Raw genomic sequence first — 22,180 nt, 5'->3', positions numbered from 1 at the left:
CTCACTTCTCGCCCCTCACTACTTTTTCTAATGATTACATTTCCCAACGCCAAAATCAACATTGGCCTGCACATCACCGAAAAACGCCCCGACGGTTTTCATAATCTCGAATCTTGTTTTTATCCTGTGGGTTGGAGCGATGTATTGGAGGTAATTCCCGCCAACGAATTCAGCTTTTCATCGTCGGGGATTGACATTCCCGGCGACCCCGCCAAGAACCTGTGCGTGAAGGCGTACGAATTGCTCAAAAATGATTTTGCACTGCCGCCTTTGGACATGCATCTTCTAAAAATTGTTCCAATTGGTGCGGGGATGGGCGGTGGTTCTGCCGATGCCGCGTTTACACTTACGTTGTTAAATCAAGTCTATAACCTCCAACTCCCAACGGAGGCTTTGGAAAACTATGCGCGTAAATTGGGTAGCGATTGCGCCTTTTTTATCCAAAACAAACCCGTTTATTGCTACGAAAAAGGCGACCAATTTGCCGATATTTCTTTATCCCTCAAAGGGAAATACATCGTTTTGGTCTATCCCAATCTTCATATTTCAACGGCCGAAGCCTATGCTGGGGTCATGCCTCAGGCGCCCTCGGTAAATTTGCTGGAAGCTTTGCAACGCCCGCTGTCGGAATGGCGTCATTGTGTACAGAATGATTTTGAAAAAGGGCTATTTCAGAAATATCCGATTTTGTCTGAGCTGAAGGCCCTTATGTACGAGCAGGGCGCGGAGTACGCCTCTATGACGGGGTCGGGTTCAACAATTTACGGAATTTTCGAGAAAGAGGTCAATTTTCAGAACATTTTGCCACACTACACCGTTTGGCAAGGAGAGTTAACATCGTAAATCAGCCGTTTGGACGTAGGCATCATGGGGAAGGCTTCAATCGTAAAAGAAAATCGCTTTACTAAACGGCGGGAGCCGTTCAATTTTATGCTTTGGTTGGGCATCGGGGGGAGTATTCTGATTTTTACGATTCTGTTGTCGGTCTACATCATGCGCAAATCGGCGGGTGTATACTGGACAGATGTGCCGCTCCCGGGCCTTTTTTGGGTCAGTACGGTTGCCATTTTGGTCAGTAGCCTCACGCTGCATTTGGCCAATCACAGTCTGCGCACCGATCGTTATCCTGAGTTTAGAAGATACATTGCTGCCACGCTTTTTTTAGGAATTCTTTTTGTGATTCTTCAGTTTTTGGGATGGTATCAACTCATCAATGCGGGTATTTCTACCCTCAATAACCCCTCGGCAGGGTTCATTTATTTGTTCTCTGGATTGCACATTTTTCATATCTTGATTGGCATTGGCGTACTGAGTTGGGCCGTATATCAGTCGCTCAAAAATAGTGCCTACGTCGATGCTTTCGTTTTTAGCGTTAATCCACCCAACCAACTCAAAATCAAGCTCATCACTATCTATTGGCATTTTGTAGATGTGCTTTGGCTGTATTTGTACGGCTTTTTGCTGTATCACCACGGGCTGTGATGAACGATGGCGACAGTTTGGCTGGCCTTTACTGCTTGTATAATTCCTGTAACTTTTTTGCTTCGTTTTCCCAGTTGTACGTTGCTTTAACGGCTTTACGGCCATTTATTCCCATAGCTTGTAGCGTTTTAGGGTTATCAATGCACGATAGCATCACGGCGGCCAATGCTTCTGCGTCGTAGGGAGAGACGCAAAAACCACATTGATTTGGCTCAATAACCGCCTTCAATAAAGGCAAGTCGGACGTGATAACGGGCAAACCCAAGGCCATGTAATCAAACATTTTGGTGGGGTAAGAATCGGCATAGTCGCCGACGGGTTTGAGCAGAGCAATGCCCGCAAGAGCTTTTTGGGCATACAAAAACGCTTCTTCCTGCGGGGCGTATCCGTGAAAAATCAACTGCTCCTTTACCGCTCGGTAGTCGCTTCGCTCCTCCAAGGATTTTTGTGCAATGCGCAGGTGGCCAAAAAGATGCAGCCGTACGCTCGGATGCTGCCGTTTTACAATGACCAAAGCACTCAACATAGTATCAAACGCCCGGTCAAAACTGATGACTCCTGCGTAAAAAAAGGTGGGTTGTTGCACATCTGGCGTGGGAAAAGGCCACGAAAGCCATTCGGAAGACGCAAAATTGTGAACAATGGCGTGGGGCTTCCTAAGGTTTTGATATTCATTCAAATAGGCATCTTCGGTAAAAATAAACTTGAATACATGCCGCGCTTGGTGGTCGAAATACCGAAAAAAACGCTCGAAAAACCAGCCTCGATTGTACGATTTGAGAGGGAATTTTTTGTACAAATTCTCCTGAACTTCATACACTACTTCAGCCCCCAACCACCGAAACAAAAAAGCCAACGGCAGCAATTCGGCCACGAAAAGGTGGACAATTTGCGGCCTGATAAACAGGAACTTCAGCAGAACAATGGGGTGAACAAACAACACGCGCCAAAGGAGCTGACGGAAGTACGGCAGACCAATAAAACGTTGGTTGGTCGGAGATTTTCTTTGGCTGTTTTGGTCAACAGCTAAGGCAACAAAAAGGTCAAAATGAGCGGATAAGCTTGGAGCAATTTTCCCCGAAATGCGCGGATCTGTGGCCGTATGAACCGTACTGAGCAATAAAATTCGCGGACGTGGGATTGGTTTGTGCATGTTGCAAATATGGGTGAATCCCCGTATTTTTGAAAAAAGTACCTATTTTTCGGACTTATAAAAAATTTGTCGCAAGTTCTGAATAATAGCACACGGATGACACTGATTCCTTTAGAAACACGGGTTTTTACGGATTTTATCCGTGTTAGAACATCCGTTTTATCCGTGTGTTATTGGTCTGCGACAAATAGTTAATAGTTTCATATTTTTTTAACCTATGATGAATGAAAACTACGATAAAAGCCGCTTTGTGGCTTGCCGCTAATTTGCTTGTTACAAGTGTAGTAGCTCAGCCGTCACCTAAATCTCAACCTCGCATGAACCCACCTCAGACTGACAAAATTGTTCTTTATCAAATCTACACTCGCCTGTTTGGCAACCTGAATTCAACCAATAAATTTTACGGCACGCGTGACGAAAACGGCACTGGCAAATTCAATGATATTACCGACAAAGCCCTGAAAGAACTGAAAAAATTCGGTATTTCACACGTTTGGTACACTGGGGTGATTGAACATGCCACCATGACCGATTATTCGGCCTACGGAATCCCCAAAGATAACCCGTATGTAGTGAAGGGAATCGCGGGTTCGCCGTATGCCATCAAAGATTATTACGATGTCAATCCCGATTTGGCGGTAGATGTCCGCAATCGAATGGCGGAGTTTGAGGCGTTGGTGGCCCGTTCTCACAAAGCCAATCTGAAAGTTATTATTGATTTTGTACCCAATCACGTGGCACGGCAGTATAAGTCAGACATGAAACCCGCAGGAGTAAAAGACTTTGGGGAAGGCGATAAGGTAGAAGAGGCGTTTAATCCGCAAAATAATTTTTACTACCTGCCTAATCGAAAATTTCTCGTTCCCGACAACGTGCCTGTGCCACCAGGGATTTCAACTTTTCCATATGAAGAATATCCCGCCAAAGCTACTGGCAATGACGTGTTTTCGGCCAAGCCTAGCATCAATGATTGGTTTGAAACCGTCAAGCTGAATTACGGCGTCGATTATCTCAATAACCGCAGCCGTCATTTTGACCCGATTCCGAGCACTTGGCTCAAAATGCGGGATATTTTGCTCTATTGGGCTGCCAAGGGTGTCGATGGCTTCCGCTGCGACATGGCCGAAATGGTGCCTTTTGAGTTTTGGGGTTGGGTGATTCCCGAAGTTAAAAAGGTAAACCCTGCGGTGATTTTTATTGCCGAAATCTACAATCCTGCCGAGTACCGCAATTATCTTTTTAACGGCAAATTTGATTACCTCTACGACAAAGTAGGTCTTTACGATTCGCTACGGCGTTTGATGGAAGGGCACGGGCATACTGCCGATATTACGAGGGTGTGGCAACAAGAATCGGGCGATTTTGCCAACCGGATGCTGCGTTTTTTGGAAAACCACGATGAGCATCGCATTGCCTCCAAGTATTTTGCTAAAAATCCGTTTTATGCCATTCCCGCCATGGTGGTTTCGGCCACGCTGCACACGGGGCCTTTGATGTTGTATTTTGGGCAGGAAGTGGGCGTTACGCCTACCATTGCCGAAGGATTTTCGGGAGAAGACGGCCGCACCACGATGTTTGATTATTGGGGCGTGCCTGAATACCAAGCTTGGGTCAACGGTGGAAAATTTGACGGCGGCAAACTCAACGAAGACCAACAAAAGCTGCGTAAATTTTACGCTGACTTGCTAAAATTGATTAATAAAAGTGATGCCATCCAAAATGGAGCGTTTTATGACTTGCAGTATGCCAACAACAACGGTCAAAGTGCGGGTTACAACGACGCAAAGCACTACGTTTACCTGCGTCATTCTGACAAACAGAAATTGTTGATTGTTTGTAATTTTGATTTATATAATGGCGCACAAACCACCGTCAAAATTCCCGCCCACGCGTGGGAAACGATGGGGCTTTCGGCAACGGGGAAATACACGTTGACAGAAATTTTTAATCATCCCCAAACGCTCACCGTCGAAGCCGCGCAGGGTGTACCAGTCAGCATGAGTGAAAATAGCGTTCGGATTTTTGAGATAAAAACATCGAAATAATACTTAAAGAGCGTACTTGTCAGGCTTTTCTCCGAAATATTCTTTGTTAGGAGAAAAGCCTGATGTGTTTATTTAAAGCCAATTTGTGCTGAAAAGTGTTAGCAGTAGCTTGCGGGCTATATTCTCTTTTGTTTTTAAGATTCTTTGCTTGCCAAACCCTTCTCATCAATGAAAAAACGCCTTTTATCTCTCTTCTTTTTTCTTTCCTTTTTTAGCCCAATTCTGAGGGCGCAGTCCACAAAATTGGATAGTTTATTGCCCATTCGGGGTTTTTGTATCGGCGCGCCGCAGTCGAAGCAAGTGGATGCTTTCGTTAAATTTATTAACGAAGAATTGGCTCCTCGTCAAGTCAATACGCTCATTCTCCGCGTGGATTTTAATTATCAATTTGACAGTCACCCCGAGTTGCGGGACAGCATTGCGTTGTCGCGCAGAGAGGTCAAAAAGCTGGTGGCGGCTTGTCGGAAAAATAACATTCAGATTATTCCACAAATCAACTTACTGGGCCACCAATCATGGGCCACAACCACTTACAACCTTCTGAGGGTCTATCCCGAATTTGACGAAACACCCCACGTAAAAATGCCCGAAAAGTACGTGTGGCCCAATGCCGACGGTCTGTACTGCAAAAGCTACTGCCCGCTGCATCCGGGGGTGCATAAAGTAGTTTTTTATTTGGTCGATGAAATCTGCGATGTTTTTGAAACCAATGCTTTTCACGCGGGAATGGACGAAGTTTTTTACATCGGCGATAATAAATGTCCGCGTTGTAGCGGCCGCAATAAGGCAGAGCTGTTTGCGGGAGAAGTCAACGCCATTCGGAATCATTTAGCTTTGAAAGACCGAAAACTTTGGATATGGGGCGACCGCCTCATCGACGGCAAAACCACGGGGCTTGGCGAATGGGAGGCAAGCATGAACAATACCCATCAAGCGGTTGATTTGATTGCCAAAGACGTGGTCATTTGCGATTGGCATTACGAACGCCCCGACCAAACTGCGGTGTATTTTGCCATGAAAGGTTTTAACGTCATCACTTGCCCTTGGAGAAAACCAAAAATTGCCGTGGCCCAGACCCATGACATGCTAAAATTCAGAACAACGGCCACCAAAGAAATGAAACCGCGTTTTTTTGGCATGATGCAAACCGTATGGTCACCTGCGGGGTCGTTTTTGGATGAATTTTACGGGATAAAAGTCAACGAAAAAGCGGGTGAAAACACGCCTTCCAATTGTTTCAAAACCATGTATGAAGAAATTAAGAAAGTAAGCCAATAAACAAAACCCATATCTCCCGTGCAAGTTGCCCTAAAGCGAGTACCGTCAATCGATGCATTTCGTGCCTTGACCATGCTTCTCATGATTTTTGTCAACGATTTTTGGTCATTGTCAGGAATCCCGTACTGGCTCCAACACGCCAAAGCCGATGAGGATTTGCTGGGCTTTTCAGATGTGATTTTTCCGTGTTTTCTGTTTATTTTGGGAATGGCTATTCCTTTTGCCGTTCAAAATCGTATTGCCAAGGGAGACAGCCAAGGGCTGATTATCAAACATATCATCTTGCGCTCCATTGCCCTGATTATCATGGGAGTTTTTACGGTCAATGTCCCCGAAATTAATTCAGAAGTGACGGGTATGCGGAGCGAATGGTTTCAGATTTTGATGGTTGCGGGCTTTTTTCTGATTTGGAATGTGTATCCGAAAAGTGAAGGTGCGCAAAAGTATTTCTTTCTTGGGCTTCAAATCTTGGGAATCGGGCTGCTGGGTTATCTGGCGTTCATTTTCAAGAGCGGGGAGGCCGACACACTCGTGGGCATGAGGCCGCAATGGTGGGGGATTTTGGGCCTTATTGGTTGGACCTACCTGACGTGTGCCATTCTCTATCTATTTGCTTACAAAAGCAGCCTTGGGTTACTTATTGCCTGGGGTGTTTTTACTTTTTTTACGATTGCGGGTCATGCGGGGTGGTTGAAAGCCCTTTGGCCTTCAGGACCACAAGATTGGATATTGGGCAACGGAGCCTTTCATGCCTTTGCCATGACGGGCTTGCTGGGTACGCTGTTGATGGAATGGTTGTACAAAAAAAATAGAAAAATACAGGTTCCTTCTATTTTTACGACAATTGGCGTGGCTATGGTGTTGATAGGGCTTCTGTTGAGAAACTTCTTTATCATTTCTAAAATTCAGGCTACGCCTACGTGGGTGTTCTTATGCAGTGGTATCGCGTTTATGCTGTTTGCGGGGATTTATTTTTGGGTGGATTTGCGGGGAAAAGCCAAGTGGTTTGCTCCCATTAAGGTGGCAGGAACCGCTACGCTGACGTGTTATTTGATTCCTTACGTTTATTACAGCGTGGCCAATTTACTGCCGTTCCGTCTGCCCGAAGCGCTCAGTTATGGGGTGATGGGGCTTTTTAAGTCCTTGATTTATGCGTTTATTGTAATTGGTATTGCGGCAATTTTGGGAAGGATGAAAATCAAATTGAAGCTATGAAACGGTTTGTTTTCATCAAAAAGCCCCTTTGGAATCATTCCAGAGGGGGCTTTCTGATGAAAATGCTGGTGTCCTCGGTTGCTTACAGTTTTGGTGCTCTTGGTTGCTCTCAACCGAGCGTAAGGGTTGCTCACAACCCAACGCAGTTCACACCCATCAAAATTTTTGCTATACCCTCTCAATAATTCTTATAATAATCCCGAATTTTGCTCGTAAGGCGGTCGTAAATGGGCTTACTGAACTCAATGAAAAGCTGTTGCGGGGGCGGGGGATTGATTTCTCGAACACTGCAAAGACGTTTTTGTTCAGCGGTCAAAGCACGCTCATCGCCGTTAAAATTGGCCCATTCGCATACCCACGTAAAATCTCCTCTGAATTTTTCCTGTGTTACCACCGACTTGTTGCGAAAATCCATCACTTGCATGTCCAACAATCCTGACGACAGCACCGATTTACGGGTGCGGGTTAGTTTGGCCGTCACTTTGTTATAGACTGGTATTTTCTTGCCATTAACGGTCGTTTCGCCCACTTTTACGGAGTCTTTGCTGGTCACTACGTCGGTATTGGATTGAATGAGGGTCTGACCCACTACAAAATCATCAAATTCTAACTTAATGACGTGGTCAGGTTTGAGGCGCGTACTTGAAGCTTCTTGCGGAGAATAAAACCGTACAAATTTATTGAGACGCTTATTGGTTTGTAAAAACTCGTTGACCTTATTCTGAAAGTATTCGTTGCTCAATTGATACGCCCGCGAGGTGACCAATACCTGCTCTACAACCACTTTAAAAGAAGCGTATTCGTACGATTCATCCAGCATGGATTGAACGTTTTTAAAGCCGCCGAGCAAGGCGTTGGCAGATTCAAAATGCTCATACGCCTGACGCGCCATCTGCCGATTTTCTTTGTTTTGCATCGACAGCATCCCTGCTTCATAACGCTCGGAAGCTGCTTTTTCGCGGGCGTCTCGTTCTTCTGGAATGAAACTCCGAACGGTAACTAAACGCTCACAAGCGGGGCATTTGCGCAAAGCATCATACAGGCGATTGAGACGTACATAGGCGTCAACAACTGGCTCAAAATGAAAGGCTTCGGGGGCGTTTTGATAGCGGGCTACGTCGTCTAAGTTTTGTTGCAGGGCCAATGGATAGGCTTGCTTGAGAATCTCTCCGGCAGATGAATTGGTTGGACTGTCACGAAGTTTTTCGGCGGCTCTTAGCACGGACTCATCATAATCGCCGCGTTTAAAGGCTTTTTTGGCGGATTTACAACCGATAAAACAAAATGTAAATAAAAGAAGGGGGACAAAAAGGGCGGTAAAAGAGTGCTTCATATTCGTTGGATGTAAAGGGGCAAAAATAAACAGGTTTTTGGTAATTTCCCTTCTCAACGCATCTTGTTTCTCTTTACCAAATAAGCCGACAGGATTTGGTCGTAGCCTTTGGCTACGTCGGCTTCTATAAAGTCAATTTTATACTGACCGCATTTTAATTTCAATTCCTGATAATATTTTTTGACCGCTTCCTGGTACTGCTTTTTGACTTGTCCAGGCTGAACTTTTACTTTTTCTCCCGATTCCAAATCAATGAATTCGTACGGGCGGTCATCAAATGCGAATTCTTCTTCGGTGCGACGGTCAGTAACGTGAAACAACAGGACTTCGTGCAGGTTGTGGCGCAGGTGTTGCATGGCCGAAAAAATGCGCTCTGTTTGATTAATATCTTCAAACATATCGCTGAAAATGACAACCAGCGACCGTTTGTGGATTTTTTCGGCAATCAAGTGGAGCACATCGGCTACGGCCGTTTTACGCTGTTCTTTGGGTTTTTGAAGAATCCCTTCCAAATCCAAAAAAATCTTGTGGACGTGCGAAGGAGTTGATTTAATCGGCGTCTGAATTTCAATCGTATCCGAGAAAGTACACAGACTGACGGCGTCTTTCTGGCGTTGGAGAAGATTGGCGATGCTCGCCGCCGCCATCGCACTGAACGTAATCTTATCGTGATTAGGCTCAGGATAATACATCGACGACGATGTATCAATCAATAAGTGACAACGTAGATTGGTCTCTTCTTCGTAGCGTTTTACAAACAACCGGTCGGTTTTGCCGTACACTTTCCAGTCGATATGCCGTGTACTCTCGCCCGTGTTATAGAGACGGTGCTCGGCAAATTCGACCGAAAAACCGTGAAAGGGAGACTTATGAAGACCGGTGATAAAACCTTCAACCAACTGCCGAGCCAGAAACTCTAAATTACCGTATTGTCTTACTCTTGCAACATCCAGCGTACGTGTGCTCATTGGCAGTTTTGGGAAAGGTTAAAGTTTGTTGGCCTTTTCGATGATATCTCCCGTATCGGTGATGATTTCATTTTGTCCGAGCAAAATCATTCCTTCCATACCAACCACTCGAAGTTTGACCGAAGCGATACCAGATTTAATAAAACCTAGGTGTTCGGCAGCGGCGCGAGTCAGGTCAATCAGACGTTTATGATGAAAAGGGCCTCGGTCATTAACTCTAACAATCACCGATTTATTGTTTGATAGATTCGTTACTTCAATCATGGTGTTGATTGGGAGAGAACGATGCGCGGCGGTTAATTCTTTCTGGTTAAATTTTTCGCCAGAAGAGGTCTGCCGACCGTCAAACATTTTGTTGTAAAAAGACGCTTTCCCCTGTTCTTCTTTGCCTAACAATTGTGCTGAAGCAGAATTTAATGTGAAAAACGACAACAGTAAAATTAAATAAAATGGGGTATAATACATAGGTTTTTTCGGGTTTAATTCCACTAAAAGAATGATTTCCACAGAGCTTTCACCTCGAAGCCTACTCAAAAAAATGCAACCTAAAAAAGGGTTATAGGTTGATAATAAGGCACAAATTTAATATAATCTATGTTTTTTACAAAACCAATTTTAAAAGGCATGTTCTTAACAACGTAAAAGCCGGTAACTTTATTTTACAAAAATTTTGAAAGGCAACAACAAAACATGTACTTTAGCGTTTGCTAAAACTCTAAACCTACTAAGTATAGTGGAAGATAAAGACCGAGAAAAGATCTACTCTAAGCGCGTAAAAGCCGGCAAAAGAACCTACTTTTTTGATGTGCGTTCGACTCGTTCCAATGATTATTATCTCACGATCACCGAGAGTCGCCGTTTTCCGCAAGGAGACGGATTTGCGTATGAAAAACACAAGATGTTTCTCTACAAAGAAGATTTCGACAAATTTGTGGACGCACTTCAGGACACCGTAAATCACATCAAAACAGAATTAATGCCAAATATTGATTTCTCGCAGTACGCCGTACGTGAGGAAGAAGATTATAGCGGTAGCGATTTGAAGTGGGAGTAATACCTGTTTTTTAAAACTATCCAATAACTTGCCTCCGGTACCTACCGGAGGCCTTTTGGTTTTGTAGGTACGTCTAAATATACTAATTTTGCAGCCTCACTCAAGTGAGTTATATTATTTGTTCATAATGAGGGAGGAGAGGTCGTTGGAAATGAAGTAAAAGATAGGGCATTTGCCTATTGATGAGCTTTCTGTCTAACCCGCAACTCAAAACTCAAAACTCAAAACTCCCGGAATGTCTCTCCAATGTGGTATTGTCGGATTGCCAAATGTGGGCAAATCCACCCTTTTTAGTGCATTGTCAAGTGCAAAGGCTGAAGCAGCCAATTATCCCTTCTGTACCATTGAACCCAACGTAGGCGTGGTAGAAGTGCCCGACGAACGGATGAAAGTCTTGGAAGGTCTGGTGAATCCACAGCGTATGGTGCCAACCATCGTTGAAATCGTTGACATTGCCGGCCTCGTACGGGGTGCGAGCAAAGGTCAAGGCTTAGGAAATCAGTTTTTGGCGAATATCCGGGAAGTGGATGCCATTATTCACGTGGTTCGTTGCTTTGCCGATGATAACATCGTACACGTAGAAGGGCGCGTTAATCCCGTTAGCGATAAAGAAATCATTGATTTGGAGCTTCAATTGAAAGATTTGGATTCCATCGAGAAGAAATTTGCACGGGTTGAAAAAGCGGCCCGTGTTGGAGATGCAAAAGCCAAGGTCGAGCTTGAAATTATTACGCGCGTTAAAAATGCCTTGCTGCACGGTAAAAGCGTAAGGGCGGTAGGACTGACGGAAGATGAGAAAGCAGCCATTGCTGACTTGCAATTGTTGACCATCAAGCCAGTCATCTACGTGGCAAACGTCGACGAATCAGCCATCATCAACGGCAATGAATACGTGGATCAATTGAAAGCGGCCGTGGCTGAAGAAAATGCCGAAGTGATTGTGCTTTGTGCGGCCATTGAATCTGAAATTGCCGAAATGGAAGACCCCGAAGAGCGCACCGTGTTTTTGGAAGAATACGGTTTGAAAGAATCTGGTTTGAACAGATTGATTCGGGCATCGTATCACATCTTAAATCTGATTACGTACTTTACGGCGGGCGTCAAAGAAGTACGGGCGTGGACCATTCAGCGGGGCTGGAAAGCACCGCAAGCCGCTGGGGTGATTCACACTGACTTTGAAAAGGGTTTTATTCGGGCCGAAGTCATTAAACTCAGCGATTACGAAAAGTACAAAACCGAGGCTGCTTGCCGCGATGCGGGTAAGATTTCGGTAGAAGGAAAAGAATATGTGGTGCAAGATGGCGATATCATGCACTTCCGTTTTAACGTATAATTATTCAACGTCGGCGAGGGCTGCGCGCCCCGGTTCAAAACCTCGCCGACGTTCACTTTCGACGTTTTATAGTTTACCAATCGTCAGTTTCTTCGGCTTTTTTCTTGCCAAACAACGCCCGAAAAGTACCTGACATGTGAATCATGTTATCGACGCGATTTTTGGCTTGGCTGAGTAGGTGCACATTGATGCCCTCCCCAATCATTTGTGTTAGCGAATTGGAAAGCATGCACATTTCTTCGACATTCACCGAAAAATCACTGACAACATACTTCTGAAAGCCTCGGTCTTTGAGGTCAGCAAAGTAGAGGACAAGGCAAAAATCTTGCCCTTCAAAATAGGTAATGACTCGATTTGAATCAAATTTTTTGGGCATTTCCTGATGGTCTACCAATCCATCTACAATCGCAACTTCTTCGTTGGTCATGTATAAATGAGGAGTCAAATATACGGGTGGCTGATAATTCATTTTACTTTTTCTGATTTTGGAATACTTAGCGATATTACTCAATAAACGCGCTTTGTTGAGCAAATCTTATAAGTAAAATCCATTTATCATAAATTTTTGTAGAATATATTTAATTATTTTAAGATTCTACCAAGTGTGTTTTTAAAGTAACTTTACTTGAAAACACAGTTAAAATCCATAAACCACCGTTAGCCAAATTATATTTGGCAGCATTTGACAAAAAAACCGAATAAATGGGTTGTTTTTGAAACTAATTATCTAAAATAAGAAATTTTGTTTGGGTATAAAAAAAGTGGGCAGCTTTTAGAAGCCTGCCCACTTTTAGTTCAAAATCTATGCCAGCACGTGGCTGGGGTATTTTGAGGTCTACCTTGATATTTCCAATACCTCAAACTCCATCGCTCCCGCAGGAACCTGAAATTGGGCTACATCGCCTACCTTTTTTCCCAGCAGACCTTTGCCGATAGGAGAGCCAACGGAGATTTTTCCGAGTTTCAAATCGGCCTCTTCCTCAGACACAAGGGTGTAGGTCACAACGGCGTTGTTTTTACGGTTTTTTATCTTGACTTTAGACAGCACCGCTACCTGCGACGTATCGATTGACGATTCATCGAGGATGCGGGCATTGCCCAAGACTTCTTCTAATTTAGAGATTTTTGCTTCGTGCAATCCCTGTGCTTCTTTGGCGGCATCATACTCGGCATTTTCGCTTAAATCACCCTTATCGCGAGCTTCAGCTATTGCTCTTGCTATTTCTTGTCGGCCCCGCGTTTTTAAGTCCTGCAACTCAGCCTTAAGCTTGTTGAGACCTTCTTCGGTGTAGTACTGTATTTTAGCCATTTTGCTTTACTGTACGTTAATTGTTATAGAATATTTGTTAGTGGTAAAGAAATTTCCGGTACTATGGACAAAAAAAAAGAACGGTGAAATGACCGCTCTACAAAAGGATGGTAGAATCTGTCACTTCTTCAGCAAGACCGAAAAGTATTCGTCGTGTCGGTTCATAGTCGAGAATTGAATCACAAAATTAGCAATATTTGCAACTGAAATCAATATCCCCAAAGGCTTTATCCTAAAAAATAGCCTTATTGTACTACTTTAAACGTAGAAATTAATTTCTTATGACAGGTCTTCGGATTATTTTTATGGGTACACCCGAATTTGCGGTGAGCAGTCTTCAAAAGCTCGTGGAAAGTGGCTCAAATGTGGTGGCGGTGGTAACCGCCCCCGATAAACCCGCCGGACGCGGTTTGCAATTGACGCCTTCGCCCGTTAAGCAATACGCCTTAACCCAAGGGATTCCTGTTCTTCAGCCCGAAAAACTTAAAAACCCAGATTTTTTGGAAGAATTGCGGAGTTATCAGGCAGATTTGCAGGTCGTGGTGGCTTTTCGGATGTTGCCCGAAGTCGTTTGGAATATGCCGCCCAAAGGAACATTTAACCTTCATGCGTCGCTTTTGCCCCAGTATCGTGGGGCAGCACCCATCAATTGGGCCATCATCAACGGCGAAACGCAAACGGGCGTTACTACTTTTTTTCTGCAACATGAGATAGATACAGGTCAAATTATTTTTCAGGAAACCGAGCCGATTCACGAAGATGATACGGTAGGTACCCTCTACGAACGATTGATGCAAAAAGGGGCGGCTTTGGTGGTCAAAACGGTGCAGGCCGTGGAGGGGGGCAAGTATCCCCAAATTCCGCAACCTGAGATTGAAACCTTGAAAAGCGCCCCTAAAATTTTTAAGGAGACCTGCGAAATCCAATGGACGCAATCAGCCTCTGCTATCCGCAACTTTGTGCGTGGATTGTCGCCGTATCCGACTGCCTGGACTACCCTGAATGGAAAAACCTGTAAAGTGTACAAGGTTTCAGTGGCCAATCAAGAATTCAGTGAACGGGAAATCGGAGATTTTGTAACTGATAATAAATTCTTCCTTCATTTTAAGACGGGTGATGGTTGGCTGGCGATTGAGGAGCTACAACTTGAAGGAAAAAAACGCATGGGAATTGAAGAATTCCTGCGCGGTGCTAAATTATAATTTCATTTTCTTAACCTATATCTTCATGCCTCCGAGCCGAATATCCGTCAGTTTAATTTTCTTCATTTGTGGATTCATTTATACCAATTGGAGTACCCGATTACCCAGCATTCAAACACTTTTTTCGCTCAACAACAGCACTTTAGGCCTGATGCTCCTTTGTGTAGCAGTGGGGTCACTTACGTCCATGCCGCTCACGGGTTGGTTGATTGCGCGTCGCGGCAGCAAATTCGCCACAACGTTGTCGCTTTTGCTGTTTTGTTGTTCGTTATTTTTGTTTCCGTTGCTGTCCTCAACATGGCATTTAGCGGTCTTTTTTTACATAATCGGTGCGTTTATGGGTGCGCTGGATGTCGCAATGAACGCCCAAGCGGTGGCGATTGAGCAACGCTACAATGCCCTAATGATGTCTTCTTTTCACGCCATTTTCAGCGTAGGAATGATGCTTGGCGCATTGAGTGGTTCTTTTTTTGTTCCATTTACCACCACGTTTCACTTTACGGTCGTATCGGCGGGGTCGTTGGTGCTTGCGGTGGCTTGCGTGTTTTTTTTGATTCCCGATACGGTCAAACCGTCGAACGAAGGCGTGGCTTTTCGGCTCCCCGACCGCTCGATGCTTTTTATGGGACTGATTGCGTTTTGTGCCATGTTGGGGGAGGGCGCAATGGCTGATTGGAGCACCAATTACCTCAAAAATGTTCTCCAAACCAATGCCGTGATGGCGCCATTGGGCTTGTCCGCGTTTTCGGCTGCCATGACGATTGGGCGCTTCGGAGGGGATAAAATCCGAACTATTTTTGGAGATAAGCGTCTTATTTTGGCAAATTCTGCTTTGGCAATGCTCGGCTTGGTGGTTGCATTGATGATTCCCTCCGTGTGGGTGGCCATTGGTGGGCTTTTTTTGGTGGGCTTAGGGCTGTCAACCGTTATTCCCATTATTTACAGCAACGCTGGTCACAACACATCATTACCCAACGGCGTAGGGTTAGCTATGGTGAGTACGCTGGGCTACTTTGGGTTTTTGTTTGGGCCGCCAGTCATTGGTTTTCTGGCAGATTCGCAGGGATTGCGGGCCGCGCTGGTGTTTGTGGTGCTACTTTTTGGAGTAATGGTGGTTTTGGGCCGAAAAATAGAAACTTAGTAGAAAGCCGTTATTCGCTGAAATTCTGATAGATAGAGTCCATAATTCTAACAAAATGGGCGTAGTCTTCTTCGTTAAGCTCTCCCCAACCTTGACGACGGATTTCTTTGACCACGGGCAAAACCATCTCAAATGTTTTGGTGCCTTCGGGCATCAAAAAAATGTTGAATTTACGCCGGTCTTCGTCCGACATGCGGCGCTCGACCAATCCTTTTTTTACAAGCAAATCCAAAATACGCGTCACCGTGGGGGCGTCTTTGGTGGTGAGCTCGGCTAACATATTTTGACTTATTCCCTGATTTCTGGCTACGTGGTCAATCAATACCCATTGGTCTACCGTCAAATCAAAGCCCGAATCGTTGAAACGTTTTTGTAACACGTTGCGGATTTTCTTGATGGTGGTATCAATTTTGAAAAAATAAGCACGAGAATCGGAAGGGTGAGTCATGAGGTAATCATACAAAAGGTTAAAGTATTAGCCTGCTAATAATTGCTCTGCAAATTAAGATAGGATTTTTAAAAGAGCAAACCTATCGCCAAAATCGCCAACGCAACACGAAATTTTGTTTGGGTTGTTTTTTTCGGAAGAAAACCAACCCGACCGAAAACAAATCAATCGTGACTGTAACGGACGAATGTTGGGTGATATACTCCCAGGCGGCTTCCATCTCTGGCGACCAATGAATATCATCGAATACAAAGAGACTGTTTTCGTGGGCTTTGGTTAGGCAGGTTTCGAAGTAGCGGACGGTAGGTTCGTACCGGTGATTGGCGTCAAAAAAAGCAAAGTCGATGCTAGGGGTTGCAGCTACCTGCGCATTGAGGGTTTCGTCTAAATTTCCAACAATGACTTCAATCGGGGCCAACGCGTCAATTTTTTTGAAATTACGTCGGGCCAACTTGGCCGTTTCGGGGCATCCTTCAAAGGTAAAAATGTGTGCATCTGGCTTGGCAGATGCCAAGTAGAGGGTGGTCAGGCCCAATGAGGTTCCTAAATCAAAAATCGTGGAATAATTAAAATGCTGAATCAGTCGGTAGAAAAGTCGCCCCAACTGAGCCGATTTTTTTGAGTGTTTCGCCACGTCGCGCACTTCCCTAATTGGAGAAGCATTCACCTTTGAACCCGCCCCAAAATCGGTGATGGTGAGGGTCTCACGGCTTTGAAGCATTTCGGTGCGCAGCGCTTCGATGGCTTCAAAACTAGGCTTTAAAGTGTCTTTTTTGATTGTATTTAGATAGAGATCGAATACAAAAGGAGAATGAAGGCCGTGTTCGTTTTGGGCAGCAAAAAAATAGCGAAAAATAGGGCGAAAGAACAAAATCGGGGGAATTTAGTAACCGAAAAATGGTGAACCGCAAAATGAAAAACCGAAAACTGCAAAATGGTAAATGGCTTATTTGCAGTGTATTATATTTTTTCGTTGCGGTTATCTTTACACAGTGGTTGAGATTGTGACGGATATCTAATGAGGCCTAATTGAGACGGTAGGGGGCAATCATCGTAAACTCAGGAATCGTTACGTTGAATTGTTTGCCGTCCATGATGCGCTCCATCAGGTAAGTGCCGCCCATTTTGCCCATGCTGGTGCGAAGGTTGCAGCCCGATACGTATTCGTGGACTTCGCCGGGTTCGAGTACGGGTTGTTGGCCTACTACGCCTTCGCCTTCTACTTCCCGAACGGTGCCGTTTGAGTCATGGATGAACCAGTGCCGACGCAACAATTGTACTGTATGCTCGCTGTGATTTTCGATGGTAATGCGGTACGTAAATACGAAATGGGCCTGCATCGGGCTCGAATATTCGGGCTGATATTGCGTCAAAACGCTTACTCGAACGCCTTCTGTAATCGCGGATGTCATGGTTTTATGAAGCTTTACTAACTTTATAACCAAAATTAGGTTTTAATCGTTAAAAAAACCAAATCTTTGTCAAAAAAGTATCTCAATGCTTACAACGAACAGTATCGACATACTGTTTTAGGCATGGGGCATTTTAAACCATAAATTTTCAACCCGTCATTATTTTGTATGGATATTAAGATTGAAGCTTCTTGGAAGGCTCGATTGCAGACCGAATTTGAAAAGCCTTATTTTGCCGATTTGGTTGCGTATGTGCGACAGGAATACAAAACCCAGCAAATCTATCCGCCTGGTAAACTGATGTTTAATGCATTTGATAAATGCCCTTTTGACAAAACCAAAGTGGTGATTTTGGGGCAGGACCCTTACCACGGGAGAGGGCAAGCCAACGGGCTTTGCTTTTCGGTCAACGACGGTGTTACTATCCCTCCTTCGCTGATTAATATCTTCAAAGAAATTCAAAATGATTTGGGCAAGCCTTTTCCGCGCAGCGGAAACTTGGAGCGGTGGGCTGAGCAGGGAGTATTGCTCCTCAACGCCACACTTACTGTGCAGGAGGGCAAACCAGGGTCTCATCAAGGCCACGGCTGGGAACAGTTTACAGATGCTGTCATTCGCCATTTAAACGACGATAAAGAGGGGCTGGTCTTTTTGCTGTGGGGAAGATACGCGCAGGACAAAGGCAGAATCATTGACCCCAAAAAACATTTTGTGCTGAAATCAAAACACCCTTCGCCGATGTCGGCCAACTCTGGTGGATGGTTTGGCAATAATCACTTTAGTCAGGCGAATAATTATTTGAAAGCCAGAGGTTTGCAAGAGATTGAATGGTAAAAGATTAGGCGGTTTTGTTTCTATAAACCATTCTGTTTTTCTTTCAAGAGCTTTTGATATTCCTGTTCGGCGAGGTCATCGTCGTTGGGGCGGATGTAGGCGCGGTAATATTGGGTGACGAGGCCAATTCCCCAAAAAACGAGTACCCAACCAGGCCAAAAATGACTCTTGGTTCCAGAAGTAAGGTACCAAATAGTGATTAAAATGGCGTTTGTGAACAGATAAGACATTAAATCGCGTTGGAAATGGGCCCTTCGCTTGGCGATTCTCCAGAGCTTTTCGTCACGAGGTTGCATGTAAAAGCAGGGTTAAAGGTGTCGTTCTTTGTTCAAAAGCTTCTGATATTCGCGTTCTACCATGTTTTTTTCACTGTAAGTATACGCCGAAAAATAATGAGACACCAGCCCGATTCCCCAACCAAAAGATGTCCATACGGGCCAAGGATAGGTATCGCCACGGCTCCACACTAAGCCAAATGCCCACAATGCCCATAAGGCAGCATTGACAAAAAGATACACATAAAGGTGGCTTTTGAACGAAGCTCTTGCTTTTGCCATTTTCCAAAGTTGAGGGTCGCGTTGCGTTTCCATTGCATTTCAAGATTTAAGGATGATTAACCGTTTGTTTGTTTTCGGCTGACTGATGCAACAAAAATAAAATGCGGTTGGGAGTTCCCCAACCGCATTCTGACAGACTTGACTTTCAGGAAGATGAATCAGGCTTTTTAGAGAGTCAATTGCCTTGTCGAATTATTTAATCGTGAAATTGCTTGAGCCAATGCGGAATCCTTCCGAATATACTTCCACGCTGTATTTACCTGGGCGGAAGCGTTGTGCATTGTCATAGGTCATTTCAACCATTTGATTTGTATTTTGATAAGCTACGCGGTCTTTGGTCGTAAACATCATCTCTTGGCCTTTCCAGTTGAATTTGCCCGAGCCCATTGCTTCGTCAGAGATTACCGCGCCATCTGGATCAAGTACACGTACATAAATCTCTTTTTCTTCAGGCTGAGTCAATGGGTTAGACGGCAGGGTAAACTGTAACTTGATTTTGTCTACGCGCTTGGCCTTATAGCTGTCGTCGTTTTTAACTTTTCCTTTAGGAGTAACGGCCAACACTTTGATATTCTCGGCTTTAAGCGCAGCGCCAATGGCAACTTTTTCGCTCAATTCCCGATTTTGGCTGCTGTAAGTCATTACAGAGTCGGTAAGCTGTTGTTTTACTTGCGTCAAGGCTTCTTTTTCGGTCTTGAGGCCCGTATTTTCAGTACTTAAATTTTGATTGGTTGCCGCCAACACGCCGTTTTCTTCTCTAAGTTTTACGAGTTCGACGTCTTTATCGGCCAAAAATTGCTCGTATTCTTTGATTTTTGCGGTGTACTTACTAATCTCAAATCGCATGTTTTTCTTCAAGTTGGCTTTATCTGCTTCTAGTCGAGCCTTTACTTTCATTAGCTCTTCTATATTGCCACCAAGTTGCTGTGTTTCAGCGATTTTTGCGTCTAGATTACGAGATACCGAATCTAATTTCGTTTGAGTAAACGCGAGTTCTTTTGCTTTTTCAACAATCGCGACCTCTTTTGTCTCGGTTTGGCCCTTTTGATCGAAGTACATAAAACCGAATGCACCCGCCGCCAACGTCATGATAACCAGTCCTACCCAAGCGAATGTACCCTTGTTTTGCTGATTGTTTTCCATAATTGTAATTGTTTGATTAGTGAAACATGAGTTAAAATAAAGGTAAAGTGATATATCATACGTAATCTTTGGGGTGATAGTGATGCAATACTTTGATAAAATTCTGTTCCAAGTTGTTTTTGAAGTTTTTCTGAGGATTGTTATGGGTAATATGGGGCTTTTTTTACCCAAATCGGGTAACTATCGTTGATTTTTCGCTCAAAATGAATAGTTATGCCCCATAATTGGACACTACAAAAGGCAAATCCCTACCATTGTCAACGAAGTAGTCCGTTGAACTAATATGAAAAAGGGAATGAAGAAAGAGAAAGCCTATGGTAGAGGGGCAGGTTTTTGGGATTATTTGAGCGTTGAATCTTCTTTTACTTGGGTTATCTGCGTTTATTTACAAATATTTTTGTTGATTAAAAACCCTCAAAATAAGTAACCATCCCTAATTCTTTTTTTAGTTATGTCTAACGACGAAATTGTAGAAATCCTTGAACTGACGACCAAATTGCTTGAACTGCATGATGCAGATACTTTTAAAATCCGTACCTATTCGTCGGCGGCTTTTAACTTGAGTCGGCTCAACGACCAAGAATTGGCGACATTGTCGACCGCCGCATTGACGCAATTGCCGGGTGTGGGAAAAAGCATGGCCGCCAAAATTCAGGAAATCGTGCAGACTGGCCGCCTAAATGAGCTGGAACAACTCATGGCTCAAACGCCCGTAGGAGTGCTCGAAATGTTTAAAATAAAAGGAATTGGTGCCAAAAAAATCGGGACAATCTGGCGGCAATTGGGCATTGACACCATTGCGGGCTTGCAAGAAGCGTGTGAGACGGGGCAAATTGCCAAATTGAAAGGATTTGGCGAAAGTACCCAGCAGAAGATTCTGGCTTCGATGGCGTTTTTACAAAGCCAAATGGGCAAGGTGCGTATGGACAAGGCCGCAATTTTGGCTGAATTAATCAGAGATGAGCTTCAGAAATACTTTTCAAATGTCGTGATAACGGGGGAGGTAGCGCGTAAGAATGAAACCGTTGAAACGATTCAGTTGTTGGTCGGTACGGAGTCGCCCGTGGCAGCTATACGTCAAATCAATGAAATAGGGTGGTTGTTGCAAAATGAAAAAATATCGTCTCCTTTTACGTGGCGGGGTAAGATAGTTGACCGCAGTACAACCACCGAGCTGCCCCCGCAGGGCGAAGAAGTAGAGCAGAAAAAAACGCTGGAAATTCAGGTAGAGATTGTCTTTGTGCAACCTGATAAGTTTGAAAGTGAGCGATTTATTTTAGAAAGTACCGAAGCGCATTTGAGCCAGCCGACGGTGTTAGGGACTTCTTTGCTGGCAGTAGCTTACAGCAGTTCCCGCGAAGAATCTGCCGAAGCCATTTATCAAAAAGCAGGGTTGCCGTACGTAGTGCCCGAAATGCGCGAAGGCTTGGGTGAATTTGAGTGGCTGACCCAACATAAAAATGAAGACCTGATTACGTGGGATGCACTGCGGGGAATTTTACACAACCACAGCACCTATTCCGACGGGAAGCACAGCTTGGAAGTGATGGCGAGGTATTGTCAGGAATTGGGATTTGAATACCTCGGCATTGCAGACCACTCCCAAACGGCAAGTTATGCCAATGGCCTCCGGGCCGACCGGGTCAAATTGCAGCACGAAGAAATTGACCGCTTGAATCAGGCCTTGGCTACCAATGCCTTCAAACCTTTTAAAGTCCTAAAAGGAATTGAATCTGACATCCTCGGTGATGGCTCGTTGGACTACCCAGAAGAGGTGCTGAAAACCTTTGATTACGTGGTGGCGTCGGTCCACAGTAACCTCACCATGAGCCTCGAAAAAGCAACTGGACGTTTGCTGGCGGCGATTGAAAATCCATACACTACGATATTGGGCCACCCCACGGGGCGACTGTTGTTGGCCCGGGAAGGGTATCCGATTGACCATAAAGTGATTATTGAGGCGTGTGCGCGCCACGGTGTAGTCATTGAAATCAACGCGAGTCCGTGGCGATTGGATTTGGATTGGCGTTGGATTAGGTATTGTATGGACAAAGGGGTAATGCTCAGTATCAATCCTGATGCACACCAAAAAGAAGGCTATTTTGACATGTATTACGGCGTAAACGTAGCCAGAAAAGGCGGTCTGACCAAAGAGATGACATTCAACGCGTTGAGTTTGGCGGAAATAGAAGCCTATCTGGAGAAAAGAAAAAAGGGATAGAATCAAAGATAAATTGCCAAGCCAAAAAAAATGGAGAAACGAACATACGCTT

The 22,180-nt window shown here is 44.6% G+C and carries 23 protein-coding genes; 11 read left to right on the top strand and 12 right to left on the bottom strand.

All coding sequences use genetic code 11. The annotated features are described in order from the left end of the window. Positions 1–30: 30 nt before the first annotated feature. Positions 31–843 carry a 4-(cytidine 5'-diphospho)-2-C-methyl-D-erythritol kinase gene (gene ispE, locus DVG78_RS16245; protein WP_114462116.1) on the top strand — a complete coding sequence of 271 codons (813 nt, stop codon included), beginning with the start codon at positions 31–33 and terminating at the stop codon, positions 841–843. Between the two features lie 24 nt (positions 844–867). Further along, positions 868–1,482 (top strand): cytochrome c oxidase subunit 3, encoded by a 615-nt coding sequence (locus DVG78_RS16240; protein WP_114462227.1) that lies wholly within the window; start codon positions 868–870, stop codon positions 1,480–1,482. A 28-nt stretch (positions 1,483–1,510) separates the two neighbouring features. On the opposite strand, the gene DVG78_RS16235 is transcribed toward DVG78_RS16240, so the two are convergent. Next, entirely contained in the window at positions 1,511–2,635 is a 1,125-nt protein-coding gene (locus DVG78_RS16235) for a glycosyltransferase (RefSeq protein ID WP_114462115.1), read from the bottom strand. Between the two features lie 224 nt (positions 2,636–2,859). Between DVG78_RS16235 and DVG78_RS16230 the strand changes: the two genes are divergently transcribed. The 3 genes from DVG78_RS16230 (at position 2,860) to DVG78_RS16220 (ending at position 7,173) form a co-directional block, all read left to right on the top strand. Further along, a complete protein-coding gene (locus tag DVG78_RS16230; protein ID WP_114462114.1) occupies positions 2,860–4,680 on the top strand; it encodes an alpha-amylase family protein in 1,821 nt (606 codons plus the stop codon). Between the two features lie 168 nt (positions 4,681–4,848). Continuing rightward, a complete protein-coding gene (locus DVG78_RS16225) occupies positions 4,849–5,958 on the top strand; it encodes a family 20 glycosylhydrolase (protein ID WP_114462113.1) in 1,110 nt (369 codons plus the stop codon). A gap of 18 nt (positions 5,959–5,976) precedes the next feature. Next, a complete protein-coding gene (locus tag DVG78_RS16220) occupies positions 5,977–7,173 on the top strand; it encodes a DUF5009 domain-containing protein (protein WP_114462112.1) in 1,197 nt (398 codons plus the stop codon). 178 nt (positions 7,174–7,351) lie between these two features. Here the strand turns inward: DVG78_RS16220 and DVG78_RS16210 are convergent, their stop codons facing one another. From DVG78_RS16210 to DVG78_RS16200, 3 genes are read right to left on the bottom strand one after another with little or no spacing between them, the layout of a single operon-like run. Next, positions 7,352–8,506: a hypothetical protein gene (locus DVG78_RS16210; RefSeq protein ID WP_114462110.1), complete on the bottom strand. Its 1,155-nt coding sequence runs from the start codon at positions 8,504–8,506 to the stop codon at positions 7,352–7,354. A gap of 53 nt (positions 8,507–8,559) precedes the next feature. Beyond that, positions 8,560–9,474: a DUF58 domain-containing protein gene (locus tag DVG78_RS16205; protein WP_114462109.1), complete on the bottom strand. Its 915-nt coding sequence runs from the start codon at positions 9,472–9,474 to the stop codon at positions 8,560–8,562. An 18-nt stretch (positions 9,475–9,492) separates the two neighbouring features. Then, positions 9,493–9,939: a septal ring lytic transglycosylase RlpA family protein gene (locus tag DVG78_RS16200; RefSeq protein WP_114462226.1), complete on the bottom strand. Its 447-nt coding sequence runs from the start codon at positions 9,937–9,939 to the stop codon at positions 9,493–9,495. 268 nt (positions 9,940–10,207) lie between these two features. Between DVG78_RS16200 and DVG78_RS16195 the strand changes: the two genes are divergently transcribed. Together DVG78_RS16195 and ychF are read left to right on the top strand one after the other, a co-directional pair. Then, positions 10,208–10,528, top strand: coding sequence for a DUF3276 family protein (locus tag DVG78_RS16195; protein ID WP_013925848.1), 321 nt, complete (start codon positions 10,208–10,210; stop codon positions 10,526–10,528). Between the two features lie 235 nt (positions 10,529–10,763). Continuing rightward, positions 10,764–11,861: a redox-regulated ATPase YchF gene (gene ychF, locus DVG78_RS16190; protein ID WP_114462108.1), complete on the top strand. Its 1,098-nt coding sequence runs from the start codon at positions 10,764–10,766 to the stop codon at positions 11,859–11,861. 73 nt (positions 11,862–11,934) lie between these two features. On the opposite strand, the gene DVG78_RS16185 is transcribed toward ychF, so the two are convergent. Together DVG78_RS16185 and greA are read right to left on the bottom strand one after the other, a co-directional pair. Continuing rightward, positions 11,935–12,330, bottom strand: coding sequence for a hypothetical protein (locus DVG78_RS16185; RefSeq protein ID WP_147277098.1), 396 nt, complete (start codon positions 12,328–12,330; stop codon positions 11,935–11,937). Between the two features lie 366 nt (positions 12,331–12,696). Further along, on the bottom strand, positions 12,697–13,170 hold the full coding sequence (gene greA / locus DVG78_RS16180) for a transcription elongation factor GreA (RefSeq protein WP_013925845.1): 474 nt from the start codon (positions 13,168–13,170) through the stop codon (positions 12,697–12,699). A gap of 281 nt (positions 13,171–13,451) precedes the next feature. Here greA and fmt point away from each other — a divergent pair, with 281 nt between their 5' ends. Beyond that, a complete protein-coding gene (gene fmt, locus DVG78_RS16175) occupies positions 13,452–14,372 on the top strand; it encodes a methionyl-tRNA formyltransferase (RefSeq protein ID WP_262511873.1) in 921 nt (306 codons plus the stop codon). Between the two features lie 25 nt (positions 14,373–14,397). After that, positions 14,398–15,513, top strand: a complete 1,116-nt coding sequence (locus tag DVG78_RS16170; protein WP_158550039.1) for an MFS transporter — start codon at positions 14,398–14,400, stop codon at positions 15,511–15,513. A gap of 10 nt (positions 15,514–15,523) precedes the next feature. Here the strand turns inward: DVG78_RS16170 and DVG78_RS16165 are convergent, their stop codons facing one another. The 3 genes from DVG78_RS16165 to apaG form a co-directional block, all read right to left on the bottom strand. Next, positions 15,524–15,961: a MarR family winged helix-turn-helix transcriptional regulator gene (locus tag DVG78_RS16165; RefSeq protein WP_114069545.1), complete on the bottom strand. Its 438-nt coding sequence runs from the start codon at positions 15,959–15,961 to the stop codon at positions 15,524–15,526. A gap of 82 nt (positions 15,962–16,043) precedes the next feature. Continuing rightward, positions 16,044–16,832, bottom strand: a complete 789-nt coding sequence (locus tag DVG78_RS16160) for an O-methyltransferase (RefSeq protein WP_114462104.1) — start codon at positions 16,830–16,832, stop codon at positions 16,044–16,046. Positions 16,833–16,986: 154 nt separating this feature from the next. Next, the gene (apaG, locus tag DVG78_RS16155) at positions 16,987–17,373 is read right to left on the bottom strand and encodes a Co2+/Mg2+ efflux facilitator ApaG/CorD (RefSeq protein ID WP_114069547.1); all 387 of its coding nucleotides are present in this window, start codon (positions 17,371–17,373) and stop codon (positions 16,987–16,989) included. Positions 17,374–17,541: 168 nt separating this feature from the next. On the opposite strand from apaG, the gene ung reads away from it, so the two are divergent. Continuing rightward, complete coding sequence (gene ung / locus DVG78_RS16150) at positions 17,542–18,207, top strand: uracil-DNA glycosylase (protein ID WP_114462103.1); 666 nt, start codon at positions 17,542–17,544, stop codon at positions 18,205–18,207. 20 nt (positions 18,208–18,227) lie between these two features. Here the strand turns inward: ung and DVG78_RS16145 are convergent, their stop codons facing one another. From DVG78_RS16145 to DVG78_RS16135, 3 genes are all read right to left on the bottom strand, one after another. Beyond that, positions 18,228–18,503 carry a 2TM domain-containing protein gene (locus DVG78_RS16145; protein WP_114069549.1) on the bottom strand — a complete coding sequence of 92 codons (276 nt, stop codon included), beginning with the start codon at positions 18,501–18,503 and terminating at the stop codon, positions 18,228–18,230. A 12-nt stretch (positions 18,504–18,515) separates the two neighbouring features. Beyond that, entirely contained in the window at positions 18,516–18,797 is a 282-nt protein-coding gene (locus DVG78_RS16140) for a 2TM domain-containing protein (protein WP_114462102.1), read from the bottom strand. Positions 18,798–18,956: 159 nt separating this feature from the next. Next, a complete protein-coding gene (locus tag DVG78_RS16135; protein ID WP_114462101.1) occupies positions 18,957–19,907 on the bottom strand; it encodes a DUF8428 domain-containing protein in 951 nt (316 codons plus the stop codon). A gap of 451 nt (positions 19,908–20,358) precedes the next feature. Between DVG78_RS16135 and DVG78_RS16130 the strand changes: the two genes are divergently transcribed. Next, on the top strand, positions 20,359–22,128 hold the full coding sequence (locus DVG78_RS16130; protein WP_114462100.1) for a DNA polymerase/3'-5' exonuclease PolX: 1,770 nt from the start codon (positions 20,359–20,361) through the stop codon (positions 22,126–22,128). The last annotated feature ends 52 nt before the right edge of the window (positions 22,129–22,180 follow it).

Source organism: Runella aurantiaca (assembly GCF_003339505.1).
GTDB classification, from domain to species: domain Bacteria; phylum Bacteroidota; class Bacteroidia; order Cytophagales; family Spirosomataceae; genus Runella; species Runella aurantiaca.
Note: the sequence above shows the minus strand (reverse complement) of the source record. Positions and strands in the feature narration are given on the sequence as shown.